This window comes from Pseudomonas sp. CCC3.1 (assembly GCF_034347405.1).
Classification (GTDB): Bacteria; Pseudomonadota; Gammaproteobacteria; order Pseudomonadales; family Pseudomonadaceae; genus Aquipseudomonas.
In genome coordinates, this window is record NZ_CP133778.1 from 2,118,645 (window position 1) to 2,143,982 (window position 25,338).

Below are 25,338 nucleotides of genomic sequence, written 5' to 3' on the forward strand. Positions count from 1 at the left end.
AGCCGCTTTTATTGGTAATGACCTCCACGCTGCAATACCTCGATCTTGTAGCCATCGGGGTCCTGGATGAAAAAGAAGCGCGCAAGCAACGCACCGTCCCGTTTGAACTCCTTGATTGGGGCGGGCGATAACTTCAGCTCGGTCAGCCGATTGAACTGCTGGTCGAGATCATCCACCACGAAGGCGGTGTGCCCGTAGCCCGTGCCATGGGTGTATTCGGTTTGGCCTTTGTTCCAGGTCAGCTCGATTTCTGCGCCACTTTCGACATCTCGTAAATACACCAGGGAGAAATCATCGAAGTCCAGGCGATGAGACTCGATGAGCCCAAACGCCTGCTGATAGAAACCCATGGATTTTTCGAGATCGCCTACGCGGATCATGCTGTGAATAAACTTTGCCATTGCCTCTACCTGCTTTTTTTGGAATGCCTGATTCTTGTTATAAGCACCTTTCAATTGATCATGAGCCCAAGCGCAGGCCGGTAGGTAATAGAGGGGTACTACGTTTTTCACCCTTCTATTGATGCATCGAGCGTAAAGTGTCGGGCGTTGCCATCGCTGAACAGAGGTGCCTAATGTCCCCACGCCGTTCAACCCTGATCGCCCTGTTGGTGGCCGTCACGTTCTTTATGGAGAACCTCGACGCCACGGTGATCAGTACCGCGTTGCCGGATCTGGCCAGGACATTTGGCGTGACCGCCGTGGACGTGAACATCGGCATGAGCGCCTACATGCTGGCGGTGGCGGTGTTTATTCCCCTCAGTGGCTGGTTGGCCGATCGCTTCGGCTCGCGGCGGGTTTTTAGCGTGGCCATCGTGCTGTTCAGTCTGTCGTCGTTGATGTGCGGCCTGAGTGAAAGCCTCGAAACGTTCGTCATGGCGCGGGTGCTGCAAGGCATCAGCGGGGCGATGATGGTGCCGGTCGGGCGTTTGGCAGTGCTGCGCGCCACCGAGAAGAAAGACCTGGTGCGGATGATTTCATTCATCACCTGGCCCGGCCTGGTGGCCCCGATAGTCGGGCCGCCGGTGGGCGGTTTTATCGTCACTCACGCTTCATGGCCGTGGATTTTCTACCTCAACCTGCCCTTGGGCCTGCTCGCGTTGATCGGCGCCTTGGTGTTGATTCCCAAGGCGCACGACGTCAGTGCCCGGGCCTTCGATTTCAGTGGTTTTCTGCTGGTGGGCATCGCCAGTTCGGCGTTGTTGTATGGCGTGGAAATGCTTGGGCAAAACCGCGGCAGTCTCCTGCCGGGCCTGCTGTTGAGCGGTGCAGGTCTGCTGCTCGGCCTGTTTGCCTGGCGCCACATGCGCCAGCACGCGCAACCGCTGCTGGCGCTGGGCGTCATGAGCGTGCGCACCTTCAGTGTGAGCCTGCTCGGTGGGTCGGTTTTTCGGGTTGCGATCAGCACCTTGCCTTTCTTGCTGCCGCTGATGTTTCAACTGGCGTTCGGCCTGTCGGCATTCGATGCTGGGCTGTTGGTGCTGGCGGTATTTGCCGGCAACCTGGCCATGAAGCCATTCACCACTTGGGTGATGCAGCGCTGGGGCTTTCGCCCGGTATTGATGGTCAATGGCATCCTCGGGGTGCTGGCGATTGCCGCCTGCGCCTTGCTGGATGAACACATGAGCTGGGCGTTGATCCTGTTCATCCTGTTCGTGGGCGGCTTGTCCCGCTCCATGCAGTTCACCGTCTACAACACCTTGGGTTTTGCCGACGTGCCCAAAACCCAGATAAGCGATGCTTCCACCTTGTTCAGCATGTTCTTCCAATTGAGCATGGCGATGGGCGTGGCCATTGGCGCCTTGCTGTTGCGCTTTGCCATGAGCCTGCATGGCAATGCGGGGCAGGCGCAAACGACCGACTTCCAACTGACCTTCCTGTGTGTGGCAGTGATCGCAACCCTCGCGCTGCTGGATAACCTGCGGCTGCCACCCAAGGCCGGGGAATCGGTGTTGCAAAGGTAATGATCTACTTGAGTTGGCGCTTCAACTCATCACGGGCGCGCTCCATTAATGCCCGGTCTCGCCACGCCACGCGTTGCTCCCAGTCTTGCAGTGGGACCAATGCGCGGCGTTGGGCTTCGACCTTGGCGACCAGATCGTGGGTCCAGGGGTCGTGCTGGCCGCGTTCGGCGCCCATGCGGGCATAGGCCGGGCCCATTTTCAGGGCGTGCGAGCCAATCCCGCCACGGGTGTTGAGGTCGACGGTCTCGAAGGGGCCCATAAAGGTCCAGCGCAGGCCCAGGCCCTGGCTCACGACTTTGTCGATGTCGGCGACCGAGCTGACGCCGTCGCGTACCAGGCAATAGGCTTCTCGCAGCAGGGCCCCTTGCAAGCGATTGAACACAAACCCTTCGATTTCTTTGTTCAGGCGCACGGGCGATAAGCCTGCCTCTGTGTACAGCGCCATGGCGCGCTCGACGTGTTGCGGGTCGGTAAAAGGCGCCGGGACAATTTCAATCACCGGTAACAAGTACGGCGGGTTGCCAGGGTGTGCCACCAGGCAGCGACTGCGGCCGGGCAGGGTGTCGGCGAAGCTGGAGGCGGTCAGTGCCGACGAAGAACTGGCAAGGATGGCGTCGTGCGGGGCGAGGCAGTCGAATTGGCGGAACAGCTCGATTTTCAGTTCAAGGCGCTCGGGTGCGCACTCCTGGATCAAGCGGGCGCCTGCCACGGCACTGGCCAGGTCGCTGCACAGTTCGACGCGGGCGTTCAGGGTTTCAGGGGTTTCTTGCAGCAGGCCGTAATGCTGCAACTCGACGCAGCGACTGTTGATTTCTTCGTGGGCCAATTGCAGGCGCCGGGTATCCGGGTCTTGCAGGCGCACGCGCCAGCCCGCTCGGGCGAAGACGATGGCGAAGGCCACGCCGATGCTGCCTGCGCCAATAATGGCGACCAGGGGGGAAGGTGTGTTCATGGGTTCTCCAGGTGTTGTCAGGGGGCAAGAAAGTCAGTGCACGACGCGCACCATGGCGCTGCGTCCGGGGGCGGTGTGTACGCGGATAAAACCACTGAGGCGGGCGTCAACAGCCGGATCGCCGCTGTCGACAAACATCTGGCCTTGGGGCAATGCGGCAATTTTTGCCGCGCTGGCCAGTACGTGCAGATGGGCTGCGGGGATGGCTGCCAGCACGCGAGCGCTGATTTGCTGGTTGCCGCGCCCGAACAGGCAGCCTTGGCCACCCGTGAGGCTGACCACCACATGGGCCGGGTAGCGGGCCGCGAGCGTCAAGAGGTCGCGCTCGTTGGCATCGCGGCAAATCAAGGTGTGGTCGAGGTAGGCGTCAACGCCCAGCAGTGTGCCGTCCCCCGTGAGGTGGCCAGCCAGTGCTTGAAGGGTTCTGCCGGGGCCGAGGAAGTAAACGTGTCCGGGGAGCATGCGGGCGGCGAATAGCGCGGCTTCGGCTTCAATGGCCCGGTCCGGATGGCTGCTGCCAGACTTGGCACTTTGCATGTGCCGCGGGTCGGCGGGCACCGGGGCGTAGCCGTATAGGCGGGTGCTGACGCGGTCGGCACGCGAGGCGTGTTCGTCGATGTCGAGCAGTTCAGCTTCGCGGCTGGCGACTTGGCCGTTGAGGCAATGTCGGGCGAGTTCACCGGCATGTTCGGGAGAGCGGGCAAACACGCCGGAATACATTTTCACCCCGCAAGGAATACCCAGCAGGGGCGTGCGCGTTGCGGATAAGGCGGTCGCCACGTCGCGGGCCGTGCCATCGCCGCCGCCGAACAGCAGCAGGTCGACGGACTGCGCGAGCAATGCGCGGCACGCTTGAACTGTGTCGTGGGACGAGTGCTCAAGCGCTGGCGTAACGACGATTTGCGCGGGCAAGCCTGCTGATTCGCAAGCCCGTTCGCCCATCTCGCCCGCCACGGTAAAGACTTGCACATCACCGCCGACCAAGCGCTTCAAGGCCCGAACACAGCGCTCATGGGCCTGCGGTCTGGCACCCAGCGCAAGGGCGAGGGCAACGGTCTCGGCACCATCGCTGCCTTTGAGGCCTACGGGACCGCCCAGCCCGGCGAAGGGGTTAATGACCACGCCAATTTTGAATGCCATCGATACCTGCCTTCGGCTCATTGAGCGGTTGCGAGCGTCAGCATTGCCACGTAGATTGTGCGCAATACAAACTAAAGTTCGCATTCATTCCAATATTGCGTCCGGAGGTAAGATGAGTCAACCCAGTTCTGCCCATCCGTTTATGGCGAATGCTGTGCCTGATATCAAGCAGGAGATGCTCGATGTGCTTGGTGTCGATTGCATTGAAGCGCTTTTCGAACAGATTCCTGAGGCGCATCGCTTAAAAGAAATTCCCGAACTTATGGGCGCTATGCGTTCAGAGGCGACCTTGAGTCGTCATCTGCGTGAAACGCTCGCTCGAAACCACAATTGCAGCGAGATGCTGAGTTTTCTAGGGGGCGGTTGCTGGCAGCATCACGTGCCAGCGATCTGCAATGAAATTGCCGGGCGCAGTGAGTTTCTGACCTCGGTGTGGGGCACACCTTCTTCAGATCAGGGGCGCTGTCAGGCATGGTTCGAGTTCAGCAGTCAGTTGGGTGAACTGGTTGGTTGCGAGTATGTCGGCTTGCCGGTCTATAGCTGGGGCTGCGCGGCCGGGCATGCCTTGCGCATGGCCTCGCGGCTCAACGGGCGCAGCACCTTGCTGCTGCCGATGATTATCGATCCGGAGCGACTGGCGGTGATTCGCAATTACTGTGAGCCCCGGATGGCCAATGAGCTGACTGTGGAGTTTGTCGCCGCCGATCCATTGACCGGGGCCATGGACCTGGACGACCTCAAGCGCAAGCTGGGCAGCCATGTGGCAGCGGTGTATCTGGAAACGCCGAATTACTTTGGCCTGATCGACGGTGCGGCGGCGACCATCGCCGAGCTGACTCATGCTCATGGCGCGGAGTTTGTGGTCGGTGTCGACCCGATCTCGCTGGGGGTGCTGGCACCGCCGCCGGACTACGGTGCCGACATTGTGGTCGGCACCACGCAGACGCTGGGCATTCCGATGTATGGCGGCGGTGGGCTGGGCGGTTTTATCGCCACCCGCGACGAAGAGCGTTATGCCCGCGAATACCCGACGCTGCTGGTCAGTATCACCACGACTTCGCGCCCCGGTGAAGTCGGTTTTGGCTTGTCACTGGCCGAGCAATCGTCTTACGGGCTGCGTGAGAACGGCAAGGACTGGACCGGCAACTCGGTGTACCTGTGGGCCATCGCCAATGCGGTGTACATGTCGCTGATGGGGCCGCAGGGGTTTGTCGATGTCGGTGAGTTGATCGTGGCCCAGGCGCAGCAGGCGGCCCGTCGCTTGGGTGAATTACCGGGGGTTTCGATCCGTTATGGCGGCGGCTTCTTCAAAGAGTTTGTGGTCGATTTCACTGCCAGCGGCCAGTCGGTGGCGATGATCAATCAAGCCTTGCTGGCGCGGGGGATTTTCGGCGGGCACGACCTTGGCCAGGAGTTTCCCGGCATGGGCCAAATTGCTTTGTACTGTGTGACCGAATTGCATCAGGACGCTGATATCGACCGCTTGGTCGATGCCCTTCGCGAGGTACTGAACCATGAATGAACCTGTCAAATTGCGCCGCTATCAGGCGGCTGTCTGGGACGAGCCGGTGGTCATGACCTTGTCCCGTCCGGGGCGGCGCGGCGTGGTCTTTGCGGCGCCCAGTGTGCCGTGTGACCTGAGTGCGATCCCGGCAGCGATGCGTCGTAAAGCCGTGCCGCAACTGCCGCAAATGTCCGAGCCTGATGTGCTGCGCCACTATCTGCATCTGTCGCAGCAGACCTTGGGCATGATGGGGATTTCGCTGTTTGGCACCTGCACCATGAAGTACAACGCACGCGTCAATGAGGCGATTACTGCACGTGACGACGTGGCGCAACTGCACCCGCGCCAGCCCGATTCGACGTTACAGGGTTCGCTGCAAATCATGCATAACCTGGACCTGAACCTGCGTGCGCTGTCGGGCATGGACCGTTTTGTGTTTCAGGCGGCGGGTGGCGCCGATGCGGCCTTTTTGCACGTGTGCGTGACCCGTGCTTATCACGCAGCGCGCGGCGAACTGGACACCCGAGACGAAATCATCACCTCGATCCAGTCGCACCCGTGCAACCCGGCGACGGCCGCCACGGCGGGTTTCAAAATCATCACGTTGCCGTTGGAAGAAAACGGCTATCCCTCGCTCGATGCGCTCAAGGCGGCCGTGTCGTCGCGCACGGCGGCGCTGATGATCAATAACCCGGACGACATGGGCATCTACAATCCGGACATTGCCGAATGGGTGCGGGTGGTCAAAGAGGCGGGAGGTTTGTGCTTCTACGATCACGCGAACTTCAACGGAGTGATGAGCAAAGTGCGGGCCCGTGACCTGGGCTTTGATGCGTGCATGTTCATGCTGCACAAAACCTTCGGTGCGCCCAAGGGCGGTGGCGGCCCGGCGGTGGGGGCTTATGGTTGCAGTGAAGAATTGATTCCCTATCTGCCCGGCCCGTTGTTGGTGCAAGAACCGGAAGGGTTTCGGCTAGAGGCGGGCACTGAGCTGGGCATTGGCCGGGTGCGCGAGTTTTTGGGCAATATGCCGCAGGTGATCAAGGCCTACGCCTGGGTGCGGGCCATGGGGATCGAAGGCATTGCCGAGGCCTCGGACCTGTCGGTGCTGGCCAACAACTACATGGGCAAAAAGCTCAGCGAGATTCGCGGGGTGACGTGTTCGCATCCGCAGGTCAAGGCATGGCGTCTGGAAATGACCCGCTATAGCCTTGAAGTGCTGGAGCGCGAAACAGGAATCAGCGCTTACGATGTGCAGAACCGGATGGTTGATTACGGGGTTGATGCCTTTTGGTTGGCGCACGAACCTTGGGTGATCGCTCAGCCGTTTACACCTGAGGCGGGCGAGATGTGGTCCAAGGAAGACATCGATTACTGGATCGCGGTGCTGGCGCAGGTGTGCCAGGAAGCCTACGACACCCCCGAACTGGTGCGCACTGCGCCGCACAATCATCCGATCGGGCGCCTCGACACGGGTCCGCTGGAAGACCCGGCACGCTGGGCGACGACGTGGCGTGCCTACCGGCGCAAGCACCCCGACGCCTGATAAAAAAGCCACCGGCGCGAGGTGCGTCGGTGGCTCCGGGGTTTCAGCCTTTCCAGTGGCCTTCGGCGTGCAACTGGGTGAAGACCTTGTCCACGGCGCGACGGGCGCGCGCGACCATTTCGGCCACTTCTTCCTCGCTGATAACAAACGGCGGCGAGAAGGAAATCGAATCGCCCTGAGGCAAGGCGCGGGTGATCAGGCCTTCTTCCAGTGCGGCGCGAGCAATGCGCGGCGCGACCTTGAGGGCCGGATCGAACGGAGTGGCCGGATCGCGGCGGGCCACAAACTCCACCGCGCCCATCAGTCCGACGCCACGTATTTCACCGACGGCAGGGTGATCGGCGAAGGTCTCGCGCAGCAGCCGATGCATCAGCTCACCACGCGCCGCGGCTTGCGCCACCAGGCCTTCGTCTTCAATGATTTGCAGGTTGGTCAAGGCCACCGCAGCAGCCAGCGGGTGGGCGCTGTAGGTGTAGCCGTGGGCGAAGGCGCCGTATTTTTCGCCGCCCAGCAGCAGGCCTTGCCAGATTTTCTCGGAAATGATGCACGCCGACAGCGGCACGTAGGCTGAGGTGATGCCCTTGGCGACGGTCATCAGATCGGGGCGCATGCCCATTTTTTCGCTGCCGAACTGGGTGCCCAGGCGACCGAAACCGCAGATCACTTCATCGGCAATCAGCAGCACGTCGTACTTGTCGAGTACAGCTTGCATCGCCGGGTAGTAACCGGCTGGCGGCACGATCACGCCACCGGCGCCCATGACGGGCTCCATGATCATCGCGGCCACGGTGTCCGGGCCTTCGGCCAGGATCAGGTTTTCCAGGTCAGCCGCCAGGCGTGCGACAAAGGCCGCGTCGCTTTGTCCGGCTTCGGCTTGCCACAAGCGGTGCGGGGCGGTGGTGTGGCGGATAAACGGCAGCGGCAGGTCAAAGCCTGCGTGCATGCCCGGCAAGCCGGTGAGGCCCGCCGCTACCACCGTCACGCCGTGATAACCGCGATTGCGCGCGATGATTTTCTTTTTCTGCGGCAGGCCGCGGGCGTTGTTGTAGTACCACACCAGCTTGACTTGGGTGTCGTTGGCGTCGGAGCCGGAGTTGCCAAAAAACACCTTGGACATCGGCACCGGCGACAGCTGGATCAGCTTCTCGGCCAGCAGGATTGGCGTGTCGGTGGCCATCGACGAGAACGAGTGGTAGTAGGGCAGGCGCAACGCCTGGGCATGCAGGGTGTCGGCGATTTCCTGGCGACCGTACCCGACGTTGACGCACCACAGGCCCGCCATCGAATCGATGTAGCGCCGCCCGTGGCTGTCTTCCAGCCAGACGCCTTCGCCCTTGGTCATCACCAGGGGGCCGTTGCGTTCGTGCTCGGCGAGCGCGGTAAACGGGTGCAGAAAATAACGCCGGTCCAAGTCATGCAGATCGGTCGTTGGAGTATGTGGGTCCATGGTTTCTCCTGTGGCAAGCCTGGTGTTTGGTTGATTATTTGTGCGCATTGCGGTGATATGGGCGTTGTGCGAACATAAATCTACACCTTAATTCCGCAACGAGGAAACAAATCATGCTGAACTTGAAAGACCCTTCACTGCTCAAGCAAGCGATCTTCGTCAATGGTGCATGGTCGGTTCCCCAGGACTGTGGCTGGATTGAGGTGACTAACCCCAGTACCGGTGAGTTAGTAGGCCGAGTGCCTAAAGCTGGGCGCAAAGAGACTGTCGAGGCCATTGAAGGGGCGGAGCAGGCGTTTCGGTTGTGGGCGGCGCGTACGGCCAGCGAGCGGGCAAAAATAGTCAAGCGCTGGTACGAGCTGATTGTTGAAAACGTCGATGACCTGGCGTTGATCCTGACCGCGGAACAAGGCAAGCCGTTGGCCGAAGCCAAGGGTGAGATCCTGTACGGCGCGGCGTTTTTCGAGTGGTTCGCCGAAGAGGCCAAGCGGGTTTATGGCGAAGTCATGCCTGCGGCCCAGCCGGGCCAGCGTTTGCTGGTACTGCGCCAGCCAATCGGCGTGTGCGCGGCGATCACGCCGTGGAACTTCCCGATGGCGATGATCCCGCGCAAGGCCGGTCCGGCGATTGCGGCCGGTTGCAGCATGGTGCTCAAACCTGCCAGCGCGACCCCGTTTTCGGCGTTGGCGCTGGCCGAGTTGGGTCAGCGTGCCGGGCTGCCTGCCGGAGTATTCAGTGTGGTGACGGGTGCGGCCGGGGAGGTCGGTGACGAGCTGTCGACCCATCCGCTGGTGCGTAAAGTCACCTTCACCGGGTCTACCGAGGTGGGCCGTTCATTGATGGCCAAAGCGGCCGGGACCATTAAAAAAGTCGCGCTGGAGTTGGGCGGTAATGCGCCGTTGATCATTTTTGATGACGCTGACATCGACATTGCCGTCAGCGGCGCCATCGCCTCAAAATTCCGCAACATGGGCCAGACCTGCGTTTGCGCCAACCGCATCTATGTACAGAGTGGGATTCATGACCGCTTTGTCGAGCGTTTCGCGGCAGCGGTGGCGGCATTGAAAGTGGGGGACGGACAGGCCGAGGGCGTTCAGCAAGGGCCGCTGATCGACGAAGCCGCGGTGCGTAAAGTCCAGCAGCACATCGATGATGCGCTGGCACTGGGTGCGCGGATCGTCACCGGGGGGCATCGTCATGCCTTGGGCCAAACCTTTTTCGAGCCGACAGTGCTTGCGGATGTCACCGCGCAGATGCGCATTGCGGTGGAAGAAACCTTTGGTCCGGTGGCGCCGGTGTTTCGTTTTGAAACAGAAGCTGAAGTCATTGCGGCTGCCAATGACACTGAGTTTGGCCTCGCGGCGTATTTCTTTACCCGAGATAACGCGCGTGTGTGGCGAGTCAGTGAGGCGCTGGAAGTAGGGATTGTCGGGGTTAATACCGGCGCCACTTCTTATGAGGGTGCTCCGTTCGGCGGCGTGAAGTCATCGGGCATTGGCCGTGAAGGGTCGCACCATGCCATCGAGGAGTTCACCGAACTAAAATACGTATGCGTTGCTCAGGTGAGCTGATATATTCCGGCCTAAACTTCTGTGCGCACGTCGCACAGACTTTCTCAAGGAATGGTGTCAAAAATGCTCGATACAGACGCTCCGATCGACGATTTAGAGAACCGTGATCGCGATTACGTGGGATCTTTTGCCCGTGGTCTTGAGGTCATCAAGACCTTCACTCGGCACACGCCACGCCGCACGCTCAGCGAAGTCGCTGAAGCCAGCGGCATGAGCCGGGCGACTGCGCGGCGGTTTCTGCTGACCCTGGTGCGCGAAGGCTATGCCGAGACCGATGGCAAGTATTTCAGCCTCAAGCCGAAGATCCTCGAGATCGGCTTTTCTGCCTTGTCCTCGATGAACATCTGGGATGTCGCGCAGCCGATCATGAGCGCCTTGTCCGACCGCTTGCAGGAGTCCTGCTTCGCTGCCGTGCTGGATGGTGATGGAGTGATTTACGTGGCGCGGGCCAACTCGACGCGGGTGGTCAATATCAGCATTTCGATTGGCAGCCGTTCACCGGCGCATTCTGTTTCGACTGGGCGGGTGTTGCTCGCGGCACTGCCAGAGGCCGAGTTGCAGGAGTACCTGGACAAGACCACGTTGACCAAATTCACCCAGCACACCGTGACGTCCAAGGTGAAGCTGCGAGAGCTGATCAATGAAACCCGTTTGCGCGGCTGGTCGATTGTCGATCAAGAACTGGAGATCAGCCTGCGTTCCATCTCGGTGCCGATTCGTGATCGCGAGGGGCGGGTGGTGGCGGCACTTAATGTGCCTTGCCCCACTGAGCGTGTGACCCTGCAAGACATGAGCACACGGATTCTTTCCGAGCTGCTGGAAGCTTCAAAAAATATTACTCAGGCGTTGCAAGGCTAGCGTTTTTGCCGGGCCGCCACTGAATAAGCTGCGCTCTGATCGACGGATCGAGCGCATTTTTTTTGCCTGCCATTTCGCTTGAAGTACTGTTACAAATTCCTTCGAAAACATTGCGAACACTAGTTTGCAATGCGCACAATTGTGCGATAAGTTACCTGCCACATCGATAACAAAAAACATTAAACGATGGAGTAGCACTTATGAACGTTGCACCTGCGCGGGTCTTTGCGTCTGCGCCTCCTCTCGCCCTTTGGGCCCTGTCTCGACGTTTGCATGCCGGTAACGGCTGCGCGTTATTTCACCTGGATTTCGGCGGTCGGTAATTCGACCAGAAGCACTTTTGCCTGCGCGTTGGCATTGTCGATGCAAGGGCTACTTCGTGGAGTCTCGAATGTTTGACCTTAAAGGTAAGACGTTGCTTGTGACAGGCGCATCCAAAGGTATCGGCGCAGCGATTGCGACGGCCCTGGGTGAGGCCGGCGCGCGCGTTATTGCGCATTACGGCGGTGACCGCAACGGGGCTGAGCAGGCGCTCGCCACTGTGCCCCAAGCCAACAAGCTGTTTTTGCAGGCCGACCTGCATGACTTGGCCGCTGTCGAGCAGCTGTGGGATCAGGCGCAAGCCTGGCAGGGACGTATTGATGGTTTCGTCAATAACGCGGCAATCATGCGCTGGCACGGCGGGTTCGCAGTGGATGATCAAACCTGGGACGGCGTCTGGGAGGAGACCCTCAGCGTTAATGTGCTGGCGCCAGCACGGCTGATCCGGCGCGCAGTGAAGCATTTTCAGGCCAATGGTGGGGGCATTCTGATCACGATTTCCAGCTGGGCTGCGCAGCGCGGCGTCACTAACCCCGACACCATCGCTTACGCCGCTTCCAAGGCTGCCGTGCGCTCGATGACCCAGACGGTGGCGCGTGCTTATGCCAAGCAGGGGATTGTTGCTTATATCGTGGCGCCAGGCGTGGTGCGCACGCAGATGTCTGAATCGTTCGCCCAAACCCAGGGAGGTGAGGCGCAAGTGACTGCGCAACTGGCCATGGGGGAATGGGTGCCACCCGACGATATCGCAGCGTTAGTGGCGTTCCTGGCCAGCGGCCGATCGAAGCACCTGAGTGGTGCAACGCTGGATGTAAACGGCGCCAGTTACGTGCGTTGATCGCTTTTATCGAATCCTTAAAGTGCGCCATGCGGTTAATTGTTCGTATGGAGAATAAATTTATTGACACAGATGCAATGAAGTCAGACATTGAGATTCCAGCCCGCGCTGGCGTCGCCTGTCAACCACTCAGGAGTTTCACATGCTTAAAATGAAAGCTGTCATTCTCTCGCTGGCCGTCGCTGTGGCGGCCGTGTCCGGCGCCGTGCAAGCACGCAGCCTCGATGCAATCATCCAGAGCGGCACCTTGCGTGTCGGGGTTAACCCGAACTTCCCGCCGATGAGTTCTTACAACGACAAGAACGAACTGGTGGGCTTCGACATCGACGCTGCCAACGAAATTGCCCGCAACCTCAACGTCAAGACTGAGTTTGTGCCGACCGAAAGCGCGCAGCGTGTGCCGTTTTTGCAATCAGACCGTATCGACATTTCGCTGGGCGCCCTGACGCGTAACTCCGAGCGCGCCAAATTGATCGATTTCACCGTGCCGCTGCACACCGAAACAATGGCGGTGCTGACCACCGACAAACTCAAGGTTGATAACTGGAAGCAGCTTGATAACCCGGACGTCAAGCTGGTCAACATGCGCGGCAACTGGTCAGTCGACTACCTGAAAAAAGAGCTGCCCAAGGCCAACGTCCTGTTGGTCGAAACCATTGCTGACACCGTACGTGCAGTGGCCCAGGGGCGTGGCGATGCAATTGTCGAGAACATCGACTTCTTCATGAACTTCACCAAGAACTATCCCAATGTTAACTGGCGTGTCCTCAAGGACCCGATTTCGGTGGGTTACGACTGTATCGGGGTGGCCAAAAACAGCACGGGGCTGCGCGACTACCTGAACGTCGTGCTCTATGAGATGCACAGCAACGGCTTCGTCAATACCGCGTGGCAGAAAGCATACGGCTCACCGATGCTCAAACCTGTGGACGCCAACCCGTACTTTTAACTCCCGTCAGCCCCCTGCGCAGCCTGATGGTTGGACAGGGGGTGGCGTAAAAAAACGGATAGCCTCGTGGACTACACCTTTCAGTTCTCCAACGTGATCGAGAAACTCCCCTACTTGTTGGGCGGGGCGGTACTGACGCTGGAAATCGCGTTTATTTCGTTCTGGCTCGGGTCGGCGATCGGTCTGGCGGGTGCCATGGCCAAGTTGCATGGCGGGCGCCTGCTGCGCTCCATCGTCAGCGTCTACATCACGTTGTTCACCAACACCCCGGCACTGGTGCAGATCTTCTTCCTGTTCTATGCCTTGCCGGATGTCGGCATTGTGCTGGACCCGATGACGGCCGTGCTGATTGGCCTGACGCTCAACTCGGGTGCCTACCTGATTGACATCCTGCGTTCGGGGGTCGAATCGGTGCGCAAAGCCGAGATCGAAACCGCCGTGACCCTGGGCATGTCCGGGTTGCAAACCGTGCGTTACGTGATCTTGCCGCACATTGCCAAGACCATTTACGCGCCGCTGTGCAACTTCTTTGTCTGGCTGGTGCTGGGCAGCTCCATCGGCGCCATTTTCGGGGTCGAGGAACTGACTGGCCGGGCCATCAATATCTCGACCGCCAACCTGCGAACCATTGAAACCTTCTCGGTGGTGGCGGCGATCTACGTGGCATTGACCTTTATTGCGTCGATTGCCTTGGGGCTGGTTGGCCGTCACCTGTTTCGCGCAAAAATCAAGGTGTTCTGATGTTCGATCTGATCATTTCCCAGGCTCCGCGATTCTTCACCTGGTACACCCTGGTTTTCGTTCTCGAAGCCATGGGCCGTACGCTGATGATGACGGTAATCGGTTGTTCCGTCGGAGCAGTCGCAGGTTTTGCGATCACGGTCATCCGCAGTACCACCAGCAAGTGGCTGATGCTGTTTCGACTGGTCGTGACGGTCTATGTCGAAGTGTTCCGGCGCATCCCGTTTCTGGTGATCCTGTTTATCGTGATGTACGCCTCGCAAGGCCTTGGCTCCAACATTTCACTCTCGGCGATTGCGACCGTTTCGGTTTGCCTGGTGGCGACCGCGTTCCTCTCGGAGATCATCCGGGCCGGGCTCGAATCGGTGCCTCGCCAGCAGCTTGAAGCGGCGCAAGTGATGAACTTTGGCTTTAGCCGAACGCTGTTCATGGTGCTGTTGCCACAGTCCTGGAAAGTCATTCTGCCGCCCGCGTTCGCCTTCATGGTGATGTTCATCAAGGACACCTCACTGGCGTCGCAGATGGGGGTCGTCGAGCTGACGTTCGCCGGCAAAGTATTGATGAATCGGGGCTATTCGCCGTTCCTGGTGTACGGCGTGATCCTGGCTGCTTATTTCGCGTTGTCTTACCCACTCAGTCGACTGGGCGCTCATCTGGAGAAACGTCTTGGCTCACCTAAACGTCGTAAATCTGTCGAGCGCGTACGCGCACATTCCGGTCCTGCAAAACGTCAACTTGTCAGTCGATCGCGGTGAAGTCATTAGCCTGATCGGGCCGTCCGGTTCAGGCAAAAGTACCTTGCTGCGCGTGTTGATGGGCCTGCTGCCGCCCACCTCCGGGCAGGTGCTGATTGATGATGAGCCGCTCGATTACGTGTCGAAAAAAAGCCTGCGTGCAGCGCGGGACAAAATGGCCATCGTCTTTCAGCAATACAACCTGTTCCAGAACATGGACGTGTTGCGCAACGTCACGGTGGCGCCGACCAAGGTCAAAAAGCGCCCGCTGGCCGACGTTGAAGTCGAGGCCAAGGCACTGCTGACCAAGGTCGGTCTGGGCGAGAAATACCACGCCTACCCGGACGAGTTGTCTGGCGGTCAGCAGCAGCGCGTGGCGATTGCCCGAGCGCTGGCGCTGCGCCCGCAGATTCTGTTGCTGGACGAAGTGACGGCGGCACTCGATCCGGAGCTGGTCAACGAAGTGCTCGACACCGTGCGCGCGCTGGCCAGAGAAGGGATCACCATGTTGCTGGTTTCCCACGAGATGTCTTTCGTGCGGGAGGTGTCGACGCGCATCGTGATGATGGACAAGGGCCAGGTCGTCGAAATCGGTACGCCGAAGCAGATCTTCGAGGCCCCGGTCGAAGCCCGCACGCGTGAATTCGTCGGCAAGATCTTGCGCCACTGAGGCGTTACACGGGTTTAAGGAGGCGCGGGATGAAAGAGATTGCGATCACCTTCGAAGGCGCCGAGTTCACGGCCCGTCACGGCGAGTCATTGGCGGCGGCGCTGATCGCTGGCGGTGTGCGGCATTTTCGGGAAACCCGCAGTGGTGCCTGCCGGGGGATTTTTTGTGGGATGGGGGTGTGCCAGGAATGCCTGGTCGAGATCGATGGCCAGCCCAATCAGCGGGCCTGCATGACCAAGGTCGTGGCGCCGATCAGCGTCAAGCGCAGCGTGGGTAACTCGCCGTTGCCGCTGGACGTGGCGCAAACGGTGGTGATCGAGCCGATCCCGGTACGCACCCCGGATGTTCTGGTGATTGGTGCCGGGCCGGGCGGTCTGGCGGCGGCGCTGGCTGCGCGGCAAGCGGGGGCTAGCGTGGTGGTGCTGGATGAGCGGAGCATTGCCGGGGGCCAGTATTACAAGCAGGTCAGCGTTATGGGCCCGGACATCGCTGCGCCTGATCGTCAGCACCGAGAGGGCGCGAGCCTGATCGCCGAGGTCAAGGCTGCGGGTGTGGTGTTGATCGGCGATGCGTTGGTCTGGGGGGCCTTTGAGCCCGGTGAATACGGGGTGGCGATCAACGGCCACACCCAGCGCTGGAAACCGCGTTGCACGGTGATTGCCACCGGAGCTTATGAACGTGGCTGGCATGTGCCGGGCTGGACCTTGCCGGGGGTCATGACCACGGGGGCGGCGCAAACCTTATGGCGCACGGCCCGGCGTTTACCGGGCAAGCGTGTATTGATCGCCGGGAATGGGCCTTTAAACCTGCAACTGGCTGCCGAGTTGCAGGCGGGCGGGGCGCAGGTGGTGGCGGTGGTCGAAGCGGCGGCCGCGCCGGGCGTGGCAACCTTGGGCAGTGTGTTGCGCATGCTGATTGCCGCGCCGGGCTTGATGCTTGACGGACTGGCGTATCGGCGGGCATTGCAACGCGCCAAGGGGCGAATGATCCACCGGGCGGTGGTCAGCGCTATTGAGGCGCAGGGCGACACATTGCGCGTCAACGTGTGCGGCACCGACGGCCAACTGTTGCCGGAGGTGTTCGACGTCGATTGCGTGTGTCTGGGGTATGGCTTCGAACCGGCCAATGAGCTGTTGCGGGCCTTGGGGTGCAGCCACGATTACGACGAGCAGCGCCGCCAGTTGGTGACTCGCCGTGACCGCCGTGGCCAGACCGATATCGAGGGTGTGTTTGCGCTGGGTGATTGCACTGGGCTGGGCGGGGCCAAAGCCGCGCTGGCCGAAGGGCGCATCGTGGGGCTGGAAGCCGCTATGGCTTGCGGCTTCCAGCCCAGTGGCGAATTGCACGAAAGTGGCTGCGAAGCCGAGGCCGAACTCAAGCGCCAGCGGGCGTTTCAAAAAGCTTTGTGGACGCTGTACAAGGCCGATCCCAAACCGCCCGCGCTCAACACGCAAACGAAGCAAGGCTGTTTGGTGTGTCGCTGTGAAGAAGTCAGTTTTGCCACGTTGCAACAGGCGCTGGATGACGGCATCAGCACGGTGGGTGCAATCAAGCGCCATACGCGGATCGGCATGGGGCGTTGCCAAGGCCGTTATTGCGCAGCGACGCTCGATGAAAAAGTCTGCGCCCTCAATGGAACTCAACGCGGCGAACTATCCGGTTTTGCCCCGCGTTTACCGGTCAAGCCGGTCACCATTGCTGAGCTGGCGGGTTCGCTGGAAAAAATAAATCAGCGCTAGCGCGAACTAATGTTCGCCATGCTAACATCTGTTCGCAGATGTTCAGGGTTCTGTCGTTTTGAATAAGGCTTTTCTGCTCGATTAGGCAGTTAAAACGTCATTAATTGACAATTAGCGCGAACATAAAACATGCCCGCGCACAATCGTACGAAGATCGGAGTCAAGCATGAGCAAAGAATTTCGCGGCAGCTACGGCGTAACCGTTACGCCTTTTACCGCTGATGGCAGTCAGATCGACTACAAGGCACTGGCCGCGTTTATCGAATGGCAAATCAGCTCCGGTTCGCCGGGCATCATCATTCTCGGCACCACGGGCGAGTTCCTGACCATCTCGGATGACGAGCGCACCCAGTACATCGAAACCACGGTCAAACTGGTCAACGGCCGTATCGATGTACTCGTCGGGACCATGGACGCCTACACGCCCAATGCCGTGCGCTATACCCGTGAAGCCGAAGCGTTGGGCGCTGACGGTTTCATGATTGCGCCGCCGTATTACTACACCCCGACCGAAGACGAAATCTTCAATTACTACAAGGCAATTTCCGAGTCGACCTCGCTGCCGATCATGCTCTACAACAACCCGGTGACCACCAATGTCGACATGTCTGCCGCCCTGGTGGCGCGCATGACCAAGGCGTTCGACAACGTGCGTTACATCAAGGAAGCGAGCATGGATGTCGGGCGTATCTACGACATCGTCGAAGGCACGCAAGGGGTGATGAATGTGTTTGCTGGCGAGCGCCCGGTCGAGAGCTTTTTGCTCGGCGCGGTGGGCTATGTGAACCCGTACGCCAACTACATCCCGCACGCCTCGACACGCCTCTGGGACGCGCTGGTTGAAGGCAAATTGCAAGAGGCCAGCAAGATCCAAGCGATGATCAGCAGCTTCGATCACATCATTGCCGAAGGTCACCCAACCTACGGCCATCAGTGCTACTCCAAGGCATTGGCGGCGTCGCAGGGGTATCCGGTGGGGGATGTGCGTGCACCGTTGACTCAGTTCGCTGATCTCGGCCAGGAAGGTGTGGAGCGTCGTACGCGGATCGTCAGCATCATTGATGACATCAACAGCTACGTTGCCGCCCAGGCAGCCAAATAAACAGGGAGCCAGGATGAGCCGTCCACCGTTGTTCACGCCGTTCGAATCTCGCGGGGTGCATTTTCGCAATCGTCTGGTGGTGTCGCCCATGTGTCAGTACCAGGCTGTTGAAGGCCTGATCAACGATTGGCACTTTGCCCATCACGCCCGGTTTGCGCTGGGCGGGGTTGGCGGTGCACTGCTGGAGGCCACGGCGGTGGTGCGCGAGGGGCGCATCAGCCCCGGCTGCCTGGGCATCTGGAGTGACGAGCAAATTGCTGGCCTGCGGCGCATCGCCGAGCTTTATCACCAACACGGCGTACCGCTGGGCGTGCAGTTGGCCCATGCGGGGCGCAAAGCCAGTTCGGCGGTGCCATGGCTGGGCAACGGACCCTTGACGTATGAGAGTCCGGATCCGGCGTGGCAAATCCTCGCGCCTTCGGCATTGGCGCACACCGTTGACTGGCCGACACCTAAAGTCGCCAGCCTCGATGACATTGCACGGGTCATCGAAGGCTTCGCGGCGGGTGCACGACGTGCGGTGGAGGCGGGGCTGGATTTCGTCGAGATTCACGGTGCGCACGGTTATCTGATTCATTCGTTTTTTTCGCCGTTGGCCAACCTGCGCACCGACGCCTACGGTGGCAGCTTTGCCAACCGCGCGCGGCTGGCGCTGGAAGTCGTGCGCGGGGTTCGGGCGGTGGTGCCCGCGAGTATGCCAGTGTGGTATCGCGCTTCGTGTGTGGATGACGGCGAGGGCGGGATCAGCATTGATGATACGGTACGCCTGGCCGCGTTGCTGGCGGCTGAAGGGGTTGATTTGGTGGATTGTTCGGCGGGCGGGATTCTTGGCCCGGTCGCACGCTCAGCCACCGTCGCCACGCCGGGGCATCAAGTGCCCTATGCCGCGCAGATTCGTGCGCAAGCGCGTGTCCCGACCATGGCCGTAGGGCTGATCACCGAAGCGCATCAGGCCAATCAAGTGATTGAAGAGGGCGCCGCGGACCTGGTGGCATTGGGTCGGGCATTGCTGGATGATCCCAACTTCGCCTACCACGCGGCCCTGCAATTGCAGGTGCCCGATGCCCATGAGCTGCTGGCGCAGTCACATGGTTTTTTTCTTGCTCGACGTCAGGCGCGTACTGAGGTGAAGGCCACATGAGTGATGATTCGGAGTACTTCCCATGGCCGATGTAATCGTGATCGGCGGCGGCCTGGCCGGTTGCGCCACAGCCTATTACCTGGCCAAAGATGGCGTCGATGTACTGGTATTGGAGCGTTCAGAACTCAACACCCAAGCATCGGGCTCGAATGCGGGCAGCTTGCACGCACAGATCCCTCACGATCCGTTCGTCAATAAAGGCCCGGAGTGGGCCCGGCGTTTTGCGCCGAGCATCGCGCTGATGGCGCGCTCCATTGCCATGTGGCACGCGTTGCCGAACGAACTGGGTGTCGACCTCGAAGTCTCGACCAAAGGCGGCCTGCTGGTGGCCACCAGCGAGCAGCAATTGCGCGAAATAGAGGCCAAAGCCAGCCTGGAGCGTGAGCACGGTCTGGAGATCAACCTGCTCGACCAGGCGGCGGTGCGTCAGTTGGCACCGTACTTGTCGGACCGCGTGCTCGGTGGCGCGTTTTGTCCCATCGAGGGCAAGGCCAGCCCGCTGATTGCCACCTTGGCTTATGCCGATGCAGCCAAGCGCCTGGGGGTTAAATTTCGCCGTCATTGCGAAGTGCTGGGTGTCGAACGCGGCCAACACAATTACCGCGTGCAACTGGCCGATGAGCAATTGATCGCGCGGCGCATCGTCAATGCCGCCGGTGCGGATGCCGGGCGCATTGCGGCGATGCTCGGCATCAAGACCGACGTGCAGGGTTTTGCGATCCAAGTGGCAGTGACCGAGCAGACCGGGCCAATTATCCCGCATCTGGTGTACTCGGCCGGAGAAAAACTCACCCTCAAGCAGAACGCTATCGGCTCGGTGCTGATCGGCGGTGGTTGGCCTGCGCGCTGGCATGGGCGTGGGCATCCCGTGACCGACCCCGATTCACTGGCGCAGAACATGGCGCTGGCCCTGCAAACCGTGCCAGCGCTCGGCCCGCTGCGCGTGATCCGCACGTGGGCAGCGGTGGTCAACGGCACCGACGACTGGCGACCGATCTTGGGTGAAGTGCCGGGCTCACCCGGATTCTTCATGAACTTCTTCCCGTGGATGGGCTTCACGGCCGGGCCGATCATTGCGCGGATCATTGCCAGCCTGGTGCAGGACAAGCCGGTACCGCTGGACATCGATTACCGACCTTTCCTGTGCCAGTAATGGCTGAACTGCGGAGTGCTGACATGACTGAACAGGTCGTACTGATCACCGGCGGCACGGGTGGGCTGGGCATGGCCTTTGCCCAGCGCTTTCGACAGGCGGGTGCGCGCGTGTACTGCGCCGACCTGCCGGGCTCGGCGGATGAAAACACCCAGGACTTCATCCCTTGTGACGTCACCAACGCCGAAGACTTGCAGCGTGCGGTGGCTCACATCCTCGCGCAAAGTGAACGGCTTGACGTGTGCATCGCCAATGCCGGGTGGGTGCCGCCGTGGCGCAGCACGCAAACATTGTCAGTTGATGAGTGGGACAAAACCCAAGCCATCAACGTGCGTGGCGTGGCGTTCACCTTGGCGGCGAGTGCGCAAGCACTGAAGGCCAGTCGTGGGGTGGCGTTGTTGATGTCATCGATCAACGGCCGATTCGCCCATGGCCAGCAAATGGCCTACAGCGCCTCCAAACACGCCGTGCTCGGGATCATGCGTGCTGCTGCCCGCGACCTCGGACCGCATGGGGTACGAGTCAACGCCATTGCCCCCGGCCCGGTCGCGACCCAGGCGTTGCTGGGGCGTGTCGCGGCTCGCCAGCCGAACCACGACACAGCGACACAACAAGCGTTACAAACGATGGCCGAGCGCAACGCACTCAAGCGACTGGTCAGCGCCGAAGAAGTGGCCGAGGCGGGCTACTTCTTGTGCTCATCAGCTGCCAGTGGCATCACAGGCGTGGTACTGCCGGTGGATGCGGGTATTGAGAGCTTATAGGCGCGTTCGGGCTTTTGATCTGTTTTTTGATCTTAGGGGCCCCCTTAAACCACGCTGGCCGAACGCAGGTATTGCGCAGTGGGTAACCCGGCAGGACGCCGGGTTAGCCGCGACACGGCCAGGGATGGCCGATCGCGGCGGGCCCACGGAGCAATACCTGTGGTGAGGGCATGCCGAGCCAGAGCGAGGCACCGAGGGGTAGGGGCAAGAGCGTTTTGGTTACTTTGCCGCTCTTAGCAAAGTGACACGGCGTAAGGCCGGAACCCGTAGAAAGCCGTTGCGCATCGAATGGATATGCCAACGAGCCGCGTCGTCCCCCAATCGCTGGCAAGCCCACTCCCACAGGCCTTGAATCGCTGCGAAAAACCTAGTTCAACGGCTTATACGCCAGCCGAAACTTATGCAGCAGCGGCTCGGTATACCCATTAGGCTGCGCGCCCCCTTCAAACACCAATGCACAGGCCGCCTGAAACGCAACCGACTGTTCAAAGTCCGCTGCCATGGGCGAATAGTGCGGGTCATCGGCGTTTTGCTGGTCGACCACCCGTGCCATGCGTTGCAGGATCTCTACGGTTTGCTCGCGGGTGATCACGCCGTGCAGCAGCCAGTTGGCAATGTGCTGGCTGGAAATGCGCAACGTCGCGCGGTCTTCCATCAGCCCCACGTTGTGGATGTCGGGCACCTTGGAACAGCCAATGCCTTGTTCGACCCAGCGCACCACATACCCCAGCAGGCCTTGCGTATTGTTCTCGACTTCTTGACGAACCTCATCCGCCGACCATGCGGCCTCACTCACCACCGGCACGCTGAGCAAGCCTTCCAGCAGCGATGGGCTGACGTCCGCGTAGCGGGTCTGTTCGAGTGTTTGCTGCACGTCGCGCACCGAGACCTGGTGGTAATGCAGCGCATGCAGGGTCGCGGCGGTCGGTGAGGGTACCCACGCGGTGTTCGCACCGGCTTTGGGGTGGGCGATTTTCTGTTGCAGCATGTCGGCCATCCGGTCCGGCATGGCCCACATGCCTTTGCCGATCTGTGCCCGGCCGCGCAGGTTGCAGTCCAAACCAACCAGTACGTTGTTGCGCTCGTAGGCGTTGATCCAGGGCGTGCTTTTCATGTCGCCCTTGCGCAGCATCGGCCCCGCTTGCATGGCGCTGTGCATCTCGTCACCGGTGCGGTCGAGGAAGCCGGTGTTGATGAAGGCAACCCGCGACGACGCGGCGCCGATGCAGGCTTTAAGGTTGACGCTGGTACGCCGCTCTTCGTCCATGATCCCCATTTTCAGGGTGTGACGTTCGAGGTGCAGCAGGTCTTCGATGCGACTGAACAACTGCTCGGCAAAGCTGACTTCAGCAGGGCCATGCATTTTTGGTTTGACGATGTACACGCTGCCGGTGCGTGAGTTGCCGCGACGTTGCAGGTCATGCACGGCGATCAGGCTGGTCACTACGCCGTCCAGAATGCCTTCGGGAATTTCCAGGCCCTGATTGTCGAGAATCGCCGGGTTGGTCATCAGGTGCCCGACGTTGCGAATAAACAGCAGCGAACGCCCAGGCAGCTTCAGCAAAGTGCCGTCTGCGGCGGTGTACTCGCGATCCGGGTTGAGGCGTCGAGTGATGGTGTTGCCATTTTTTACCAGGTCTTCCTGAAGGTCGCCCTTCATCAAGCCCAGCCAGTTGCGGTACACCTGCACCTTGTCATCGGCGTCTACGGCGGCCACCGAGTCTTCGCAATCGATGATGGTCGAGAGCGCCGCTTCGATCAGCAGGTCTTTCACGCCTGCCGCATCAGACTGGCCAATCACGCTTTGGCGATCAATCTGTATCTCCACGTGCAGGTCGTTGTTCTTCAGCAAAATTGCGGTCGGGTCGGCGAGCGGGCCTTGATAGCCGATGTATTGCGTGGCATCCGACAGGCCAATCTGGCTACCGTCTTTGAGGATGACGGACAGGGTTTTATCTTCGATCTGGTAACGCGCAGCATTGGCATGCGAACCCTTGCTCAGTGGGAACGCCTGATCCAGAAGCGCCCGCGCAAAGGCGATGACTCTGGCCCCGCGCACCGGGTTGTAAGCGCGACCCGCTTGGGCGCCGTCATCGTCAGGGATTGCATCGGTGCCATACAGTGCGTCGTACAACGAACCCCAGCGGGCGTTGGCGGCATTCAGTGCGTAACGGGCATTGACGGCGGGTACCACCAGTTGCGGCCCGGCCTGCACACTGATTTCGGTGTCGACGTTATCGGTGTCGACCTTGACGTGATCCGGCTGAGGTTGCAGGTAGCCGATGCCCGCCAGGAATGTGCGATAGGCCGCCATGTCGGTCACCGGCCCTGGATGTGCGCGGTGCCAGGTGTCGAGCTCGACTTGCAGGCGATCACGCTCAGCCAGCAATGCACGGTTGAGGGGTGCCAGTTCATGTACCAGTTCGGCAAAGCCACGCCAAAACAGCTGCGCGTCCAGGCCCGTTCCGGGCAGCACGTCTGAGTCTATGAAGTGTTGCAGCACAGGGGCGACCTTAAGGCCGTGACAGTCAACGAAATCAGTCACTTTTTCTCTCCATCCGTTCTGTTTAATTGAGGCTCTGCGCGCCAACTTTGGCCACTTGGGCATCCTGTACGGAGGTCACTCCAGACACGCCAATCGCGCCGATCACCTGGCCGTCGAAAATGATCGGAACGCCGCCCTCCAGGGAGGTCAGCAGCGGCGCCGACAAAAAGGCCTGGCGGCCGCCATTGACCATCTCTTCATAGCCCTTGGACTCGCGCCGACCCAGGGCCGAGGTGCGGGCCTTTTCGGTGGCGATGTAGGCGCTGATCGGGGCGCAACCATCGAGTCGCTCAAGCGCCAAAGGGTGGCCGCCGTCATCGACGATCGCGATGCTCACGGCCCACTGATTGTTCTGGGCTTCGGCGCGAGCAGCGGCGAGGATGTGCTGGACTTCGGTCTGGCTCAGTACGGCTTTGCTTTTCATGGGGTTCTCCAGTCTTTAGTGGGGTAATGCCGCTTCAACCAGCTCGATCCAGTGCTGCACGGGGGTTCGATCCGCACTGTTGAGGTGTGATTGGCAGCCGATATTGGCCGTGATAATGACGTCAGGATGCCCGTTTTCCAGCGCGTTCAGCTTGTTGTCGCGCAATTGTCGGGACAGTTCGGGTTGGGTCAATGAATAGGTGCCTGCTGAGCCACAGCACAGATGGCTGTCGGCAACGGCGGTGAGGCTAAATCCCAGGCGGGTCAGAATCGACTCCACTGCGCCCCCCAGTTTTTGTGCGTGCTGCAAGGTGCACGGGCAATGGAACGCCAGCCGCTGGCTGCTGTGGACGCCGAGTGTTTCCAGCGGCTCGTCGCGCAACACCTCAACCAGATCCCTGGCCAGCGCACTGACCGTTTTGGCCTTGTCGGCATATGCCGGGTCAGCATTGAGCAAGTGCCCGTATTCTTTGATAAAGGCGCCACAGCCGCTGGCGGTTTGCACAATCGCTTCGGCGCCTTGTTCAATGCTTGGCCACCAAGCGTCGATGTTGCGGCGGGCGCGGTTCAGGCCTGCGGCCTGCGCATCGAGGTGATAATCCACGGCGCCGCAACAACCGGCTTCGCGGCTTGGCGTGACGCTGATCCCCAGTCGATCCAGCACCCGTGCGGTCGCCGCGTTGGTGTTGGGGGACAGGCTCGGCTGCACGCAGCCTTCAAGCATCAGCACATGCCGGGCGTGGCGGCGGGTCGGTCGTGCCTTGGCGGGCGGCACGTCGTGCGGCAATTTGGATTGCAAGGTGTTGGGCAGCAAGGCGCGGAGCATCTGGCCGCTGCCGACCAAACCTTTGAACAGCCCGGGGCTGGGCACCACTGCGCGCAACCCCTCGCGTAACAGGCGCTGGCCGAGGGGCCGGGCAACCGCCGCATCGACCACCGCCCGGCCAATGTCCAGCAAATTGTGATAATCGACGCCTGAAGGGCAGGTGGTTTCGCAGTTGCGGCACGACAGGCAGCGATCCAGATGCTGTTGGGTTTTCTGGGTGACTTCGTTGCCCTCCAGCACTTGCTTGATCAGGTAAATGCGGCCCCGCGGACCGTCCAGTTCATCGCCCAGCAATTGGTAAGTCGGGCAGGTGGCATTGCAAAAACCGCAGTGCACGCAGGAGCGCAGGATACTTTCGGCTTCTTCGGCGCGCGGCAGTTGGCGGGCCTGTTGGCTCAAGATGGTTTGCAT

22 protein-coding genes are annotated in these 25,338 nt (G+C 60.6%); 15 read left to right on the forward strand and 7 right to left on the reverse strand.

Going from position 1 to position 25,338, the window contains the following annotated elements; translation table 11 throughout:
- Positions 1–8 precede the first annotated feature (8 nt).
- The gene (locus tag RHM56_RS09690) at positions 9–401 is read right to left on the reverse strand and encodes a VOC family protein (protein WP_322240898.1); all 393 of its coding nucleotides are present in this window, start codon (positions 399–401) and stop codon (positions 9–11) included.
- 173 nt (positions 402–574) lie between these two features.
- On the opposite strand from RHM56_RS09690, the gene RHM56_RS09695 reads away from it, so the two are divergent.
- The gene (locus tag RHM56_RS09695; protein ID WP_322240900.1) at positions 575–1,963 is read left to right on the forward strand and encodes a DHA2 family efflux MFS transporter permease subunit; all 1,389 of its coding nucleotides are present in this window, start codon (positions 575–577) and stop codon (positions 1,961–1,963) included.
- 4 nt (positions 1,964–1,967) lie between these two features.
- Here RHM56_RS09695 and RHM56_RS09700 read toward each other — a convergent pair whose 3' ends face one another.
- Entirely contained in the window at positions 1,968–2,915 is a 948-nt protein-coding gene (locus RHM56_RS09700) for a 3-hydroxyacyl-CoA dehydrogenase (protein WP_322240902.1), read from the reverse strand.
- A 33-nt stretch (positions 2,916–2,948) separates the two neighbouring features.
- Complete coding sequence (locus tag RHM56_RS09705; protein WP_322240904.1) at positions 2,949–4,055, reverse strand: ATP-NAD kinase family protein; 1,107 nt, start codon at positions 4,053–4,055, stop codon at positions 2,949–2,951.
- A 112-nt stretch (positions 4,056–4,167) separates the two neighbouring features.
- Between RHM56_RS09705 and gcvPA the strand changes: the two genes are divergently transcribed.
- Both gcvPA and gcvPB read left to right on the forward strand, forming a co-directional pair.
- The gene (gcvPA, locus tag RHM56_RS09710) at positions 4,168–5,577 is read left to right on the forward strand and encodes an aminomethyl-transferring glycine dehydrogenase subunit GcvPA (protein ID WP_322240906.1); all 1,410 of its coding nucleotides are present in this window, start codon (positions 4,168–4,170) and stop codon (positions 5,575–5,577) included.
- On the forward strand, positions 5,570–7,105 hold the full coding sequence (gene gcvPB / locus RHM56_RS09715; RefSeq protein ID WP_322240908.1) for an aminomethyl-transferring glycine dehydrogenase subunit GcvPB: 1,536 nt from the start codon (positions 5,570–5,572) through the stop codon (positions 7,103–7,105). The genes gcvPA and gcvPB overlap by 8 nt, the downstream gene beginning before the upstream one ends.
- A gap of 43 nt (positions 7,106–7,148) precedes the next feature.
- Here the strand turns inward: gcvPB and RHM56_RS09720 are convergent, their stop codons facing one another.
- Positions 7,149–8,552, reverse strand: coding sequence for an aminotransferase (locus RHM56_RS09720; protein WP_322240910.1), 1,404 nt, complete (start codon positions 8,550–8,552; stop codon positions 7,149–7,151).
- A 116-nt stretch (positions 8,553–8,668) separates the two neighbouring features.
- Between RHM56_RS09720 and RHM56_RS09725 the strand changes: the two genes are divergently transcribed.
- From RHM56_RS09725 to RHM56_RS09780, 12 genes are all read left to right on the forward strand, one after another.
- On the forward strand, positions 8,669–10,123 hold the full coding sequence (locus RHM56_RS09725; protein WP_322241740.1) for an NAD-dependent succinate-semialdehyde dehydrogenase: 1,455 nt from the start codon (positions 8,669–8,671) through the stop codon (positions 10,121–10,123).
- 63 nt (positions 10,124–10,186) lie between these two features.
- Entirely contained in the window at positions 10,187–10,981 is a 795-nt protein-coding gene (locus RHM56_RS09730; protein ID WP_322240912.1) for an IclR family transcriptional regulator domain-containing protein, read from the forward strand.
- Between the two features lie 391 nt (positions 10,982–11,372).
- Complete coding sequence (locus RHM56_RS09735; protein ID WP_322240914.1) at positions 11,373–12,140, forward strand: SDR family oxidoreductase; 768 nt, start codon at positions 11,373–11,375, stop codon at positions 12,138–12,140.
- 142 nt (positions 12,141–12,282) lie between these two features.
- Positions 12,283–13,089 (forward strand): transporter substrate-binding domain-containing protein, encoded by an 807-nt coding sequence (locus tag RHM56_RS09740; RefSeq protein WP_322240916.1) that lies wholly within the window; start codon positions 12,283–12,285, stop codon positions 13,087–13,089.
- A 66-nt stretch (positions 13,090–13,155) separates the two neighbouring features.
- Positions 13,156–13,830, forward strand: coding sequence for an amino acid ABC transporter permease (locus RHM56_RS09745; RefSeq protein ID WP_322240918.1), 675 nt, complete (start codon positions 13,156–13,158; stop codon positions 13,828–13,830).
- Entirely contained in the window at positions 13,830–14,585 is a 756-nt protein-coding gene (locus RHM56_RS09750) for an amino acid ABC transporter permease (protein ID WP_322240920.1), read from the forward strand. Before RHM56_RS09745 ends, RHM56_RS09750 begins: the two co-directional genes overlap by 1 nt.
- Entirely contained in the window at positions 14,497–15,234 is a 738-nt protein-coding gene (locus RHM56_RS09755; RefSeq protein WP_416194896.1) for an amino acid ABC transporter ATP-binding protein, read from the forward strand. The genes RHM56_RS09750 and RHM56_RS09755 overlap by 89 nt, the downstream gene beginning before the upstream one ends.
- Positions 15,235–15,263: 29 nt before the next feature.
- The gene (locus RHM56_RS09760) at positions 15,264–16,973 is read left to right on the forward strand and encodes an FAD-dependent oxidoreductase (protein WP_322240924.1); all 1,710 of its coding nucleotides are present in this window, start codon (positions 15,264–15,266) and stop codon (positions 16,971–16,973) included.
- Between the two features lie 166 nt (positions 16,974–17,139).
- The gene (locus tag RHM56_RS09765; RefSeq protein ID WP_322240926.1) at positions 17,140–18,075 is read left to right on the forward strand and encodes a dihydrodipicolinate synthase family protein; all 936 of its coding nucleotides are present in this window, start codon (positions 17,140–17,142) and stop codon (positions 18,073–18,075) included.
- Positions 18,076–18,088: 13 nt separating this feature from the next.
- Positions 18,089–19,216, forward strand: a complete 1,128-nt coding sequence (locus tag RHM56_RS09770) for an NADH:flavin oxidoreductase/NADH oxidase (protein ID WP_322240928.1) — start codon at positions 18,089–18,091, stop codon at positions 19,214–19,216.
- A gap of 22 nt (positions 19,217–19,238) precedes the next feature.
- Positions 19,239–20,369: an FAD-dependent oxidoreductase gene (locus RHM56_RS09775; RefSeq protein ID WP_322240930.1), complete on the forward strand. Its 1,131-nt coding sequence runs from the start codon at positions 19,239–19,241 to the stop codon at positions 20,367–20,369.
- Between the two features lie 23 nt (positions 20,370–20,392).
- Positions 20,393–21,133 carry an SDR family oxidoreductase gene (locus RHM56_RS09780; RefSeq protein WP_322240932.1) on the forward strand — a complete coding sequence of 247 codons (741 nt, stop codon included), beginning with the start codon at positions 20,393–20,395 and terminating at the stop codon, positions 21,131–21,133.
- A 367-nt stretch (positions 21,134–21,500) separates the two neighbouring features.
- Here RHM56_RS09780 and RHM56_RS09785 read toward each other — a convergent pair whose 3' ends face one another.
- The 3 genes from RHM56_RS09785 to glcF are packed head-to-tail and all read right to left on the reverse strand — an operon-like array spanning position 21,501 to position 25,338.
- A complete protein-coding gene (locus RHM56_RS09785; protein ID WP_322240934.1) occupies positions 21,501–23,678 on the reverse strand; it encodes a malate synthase G in 2,178 nt (725 codons plus the stop codon).
- A gap of 22 nt (positions 23,679–23,700) precedes the next feature.
- On the reverse strand, positions 23,701–24,102 hold the full coding sequence (locus RHM56_RS09790; RefSeq protein ID WP_322240936.1) for a heme-binding protein: 402 nt from the start codon (positions 24,100–24,102) through the stop codon (positions 23,701–23,703).
- Between the two features lie 15 nt (positions 24,103–24,117).
- Positions 24,118–25,338, reverse strand: a complete 1,221-nt coding sequence (glcF, locus tag RHM56_RS09795) for a glycolate oxidase subunit GlcF (RefSeq protein ID WP_322240938.1) — start codon at positions 25,336–25,338, stop codon at positions 24,118–24,120.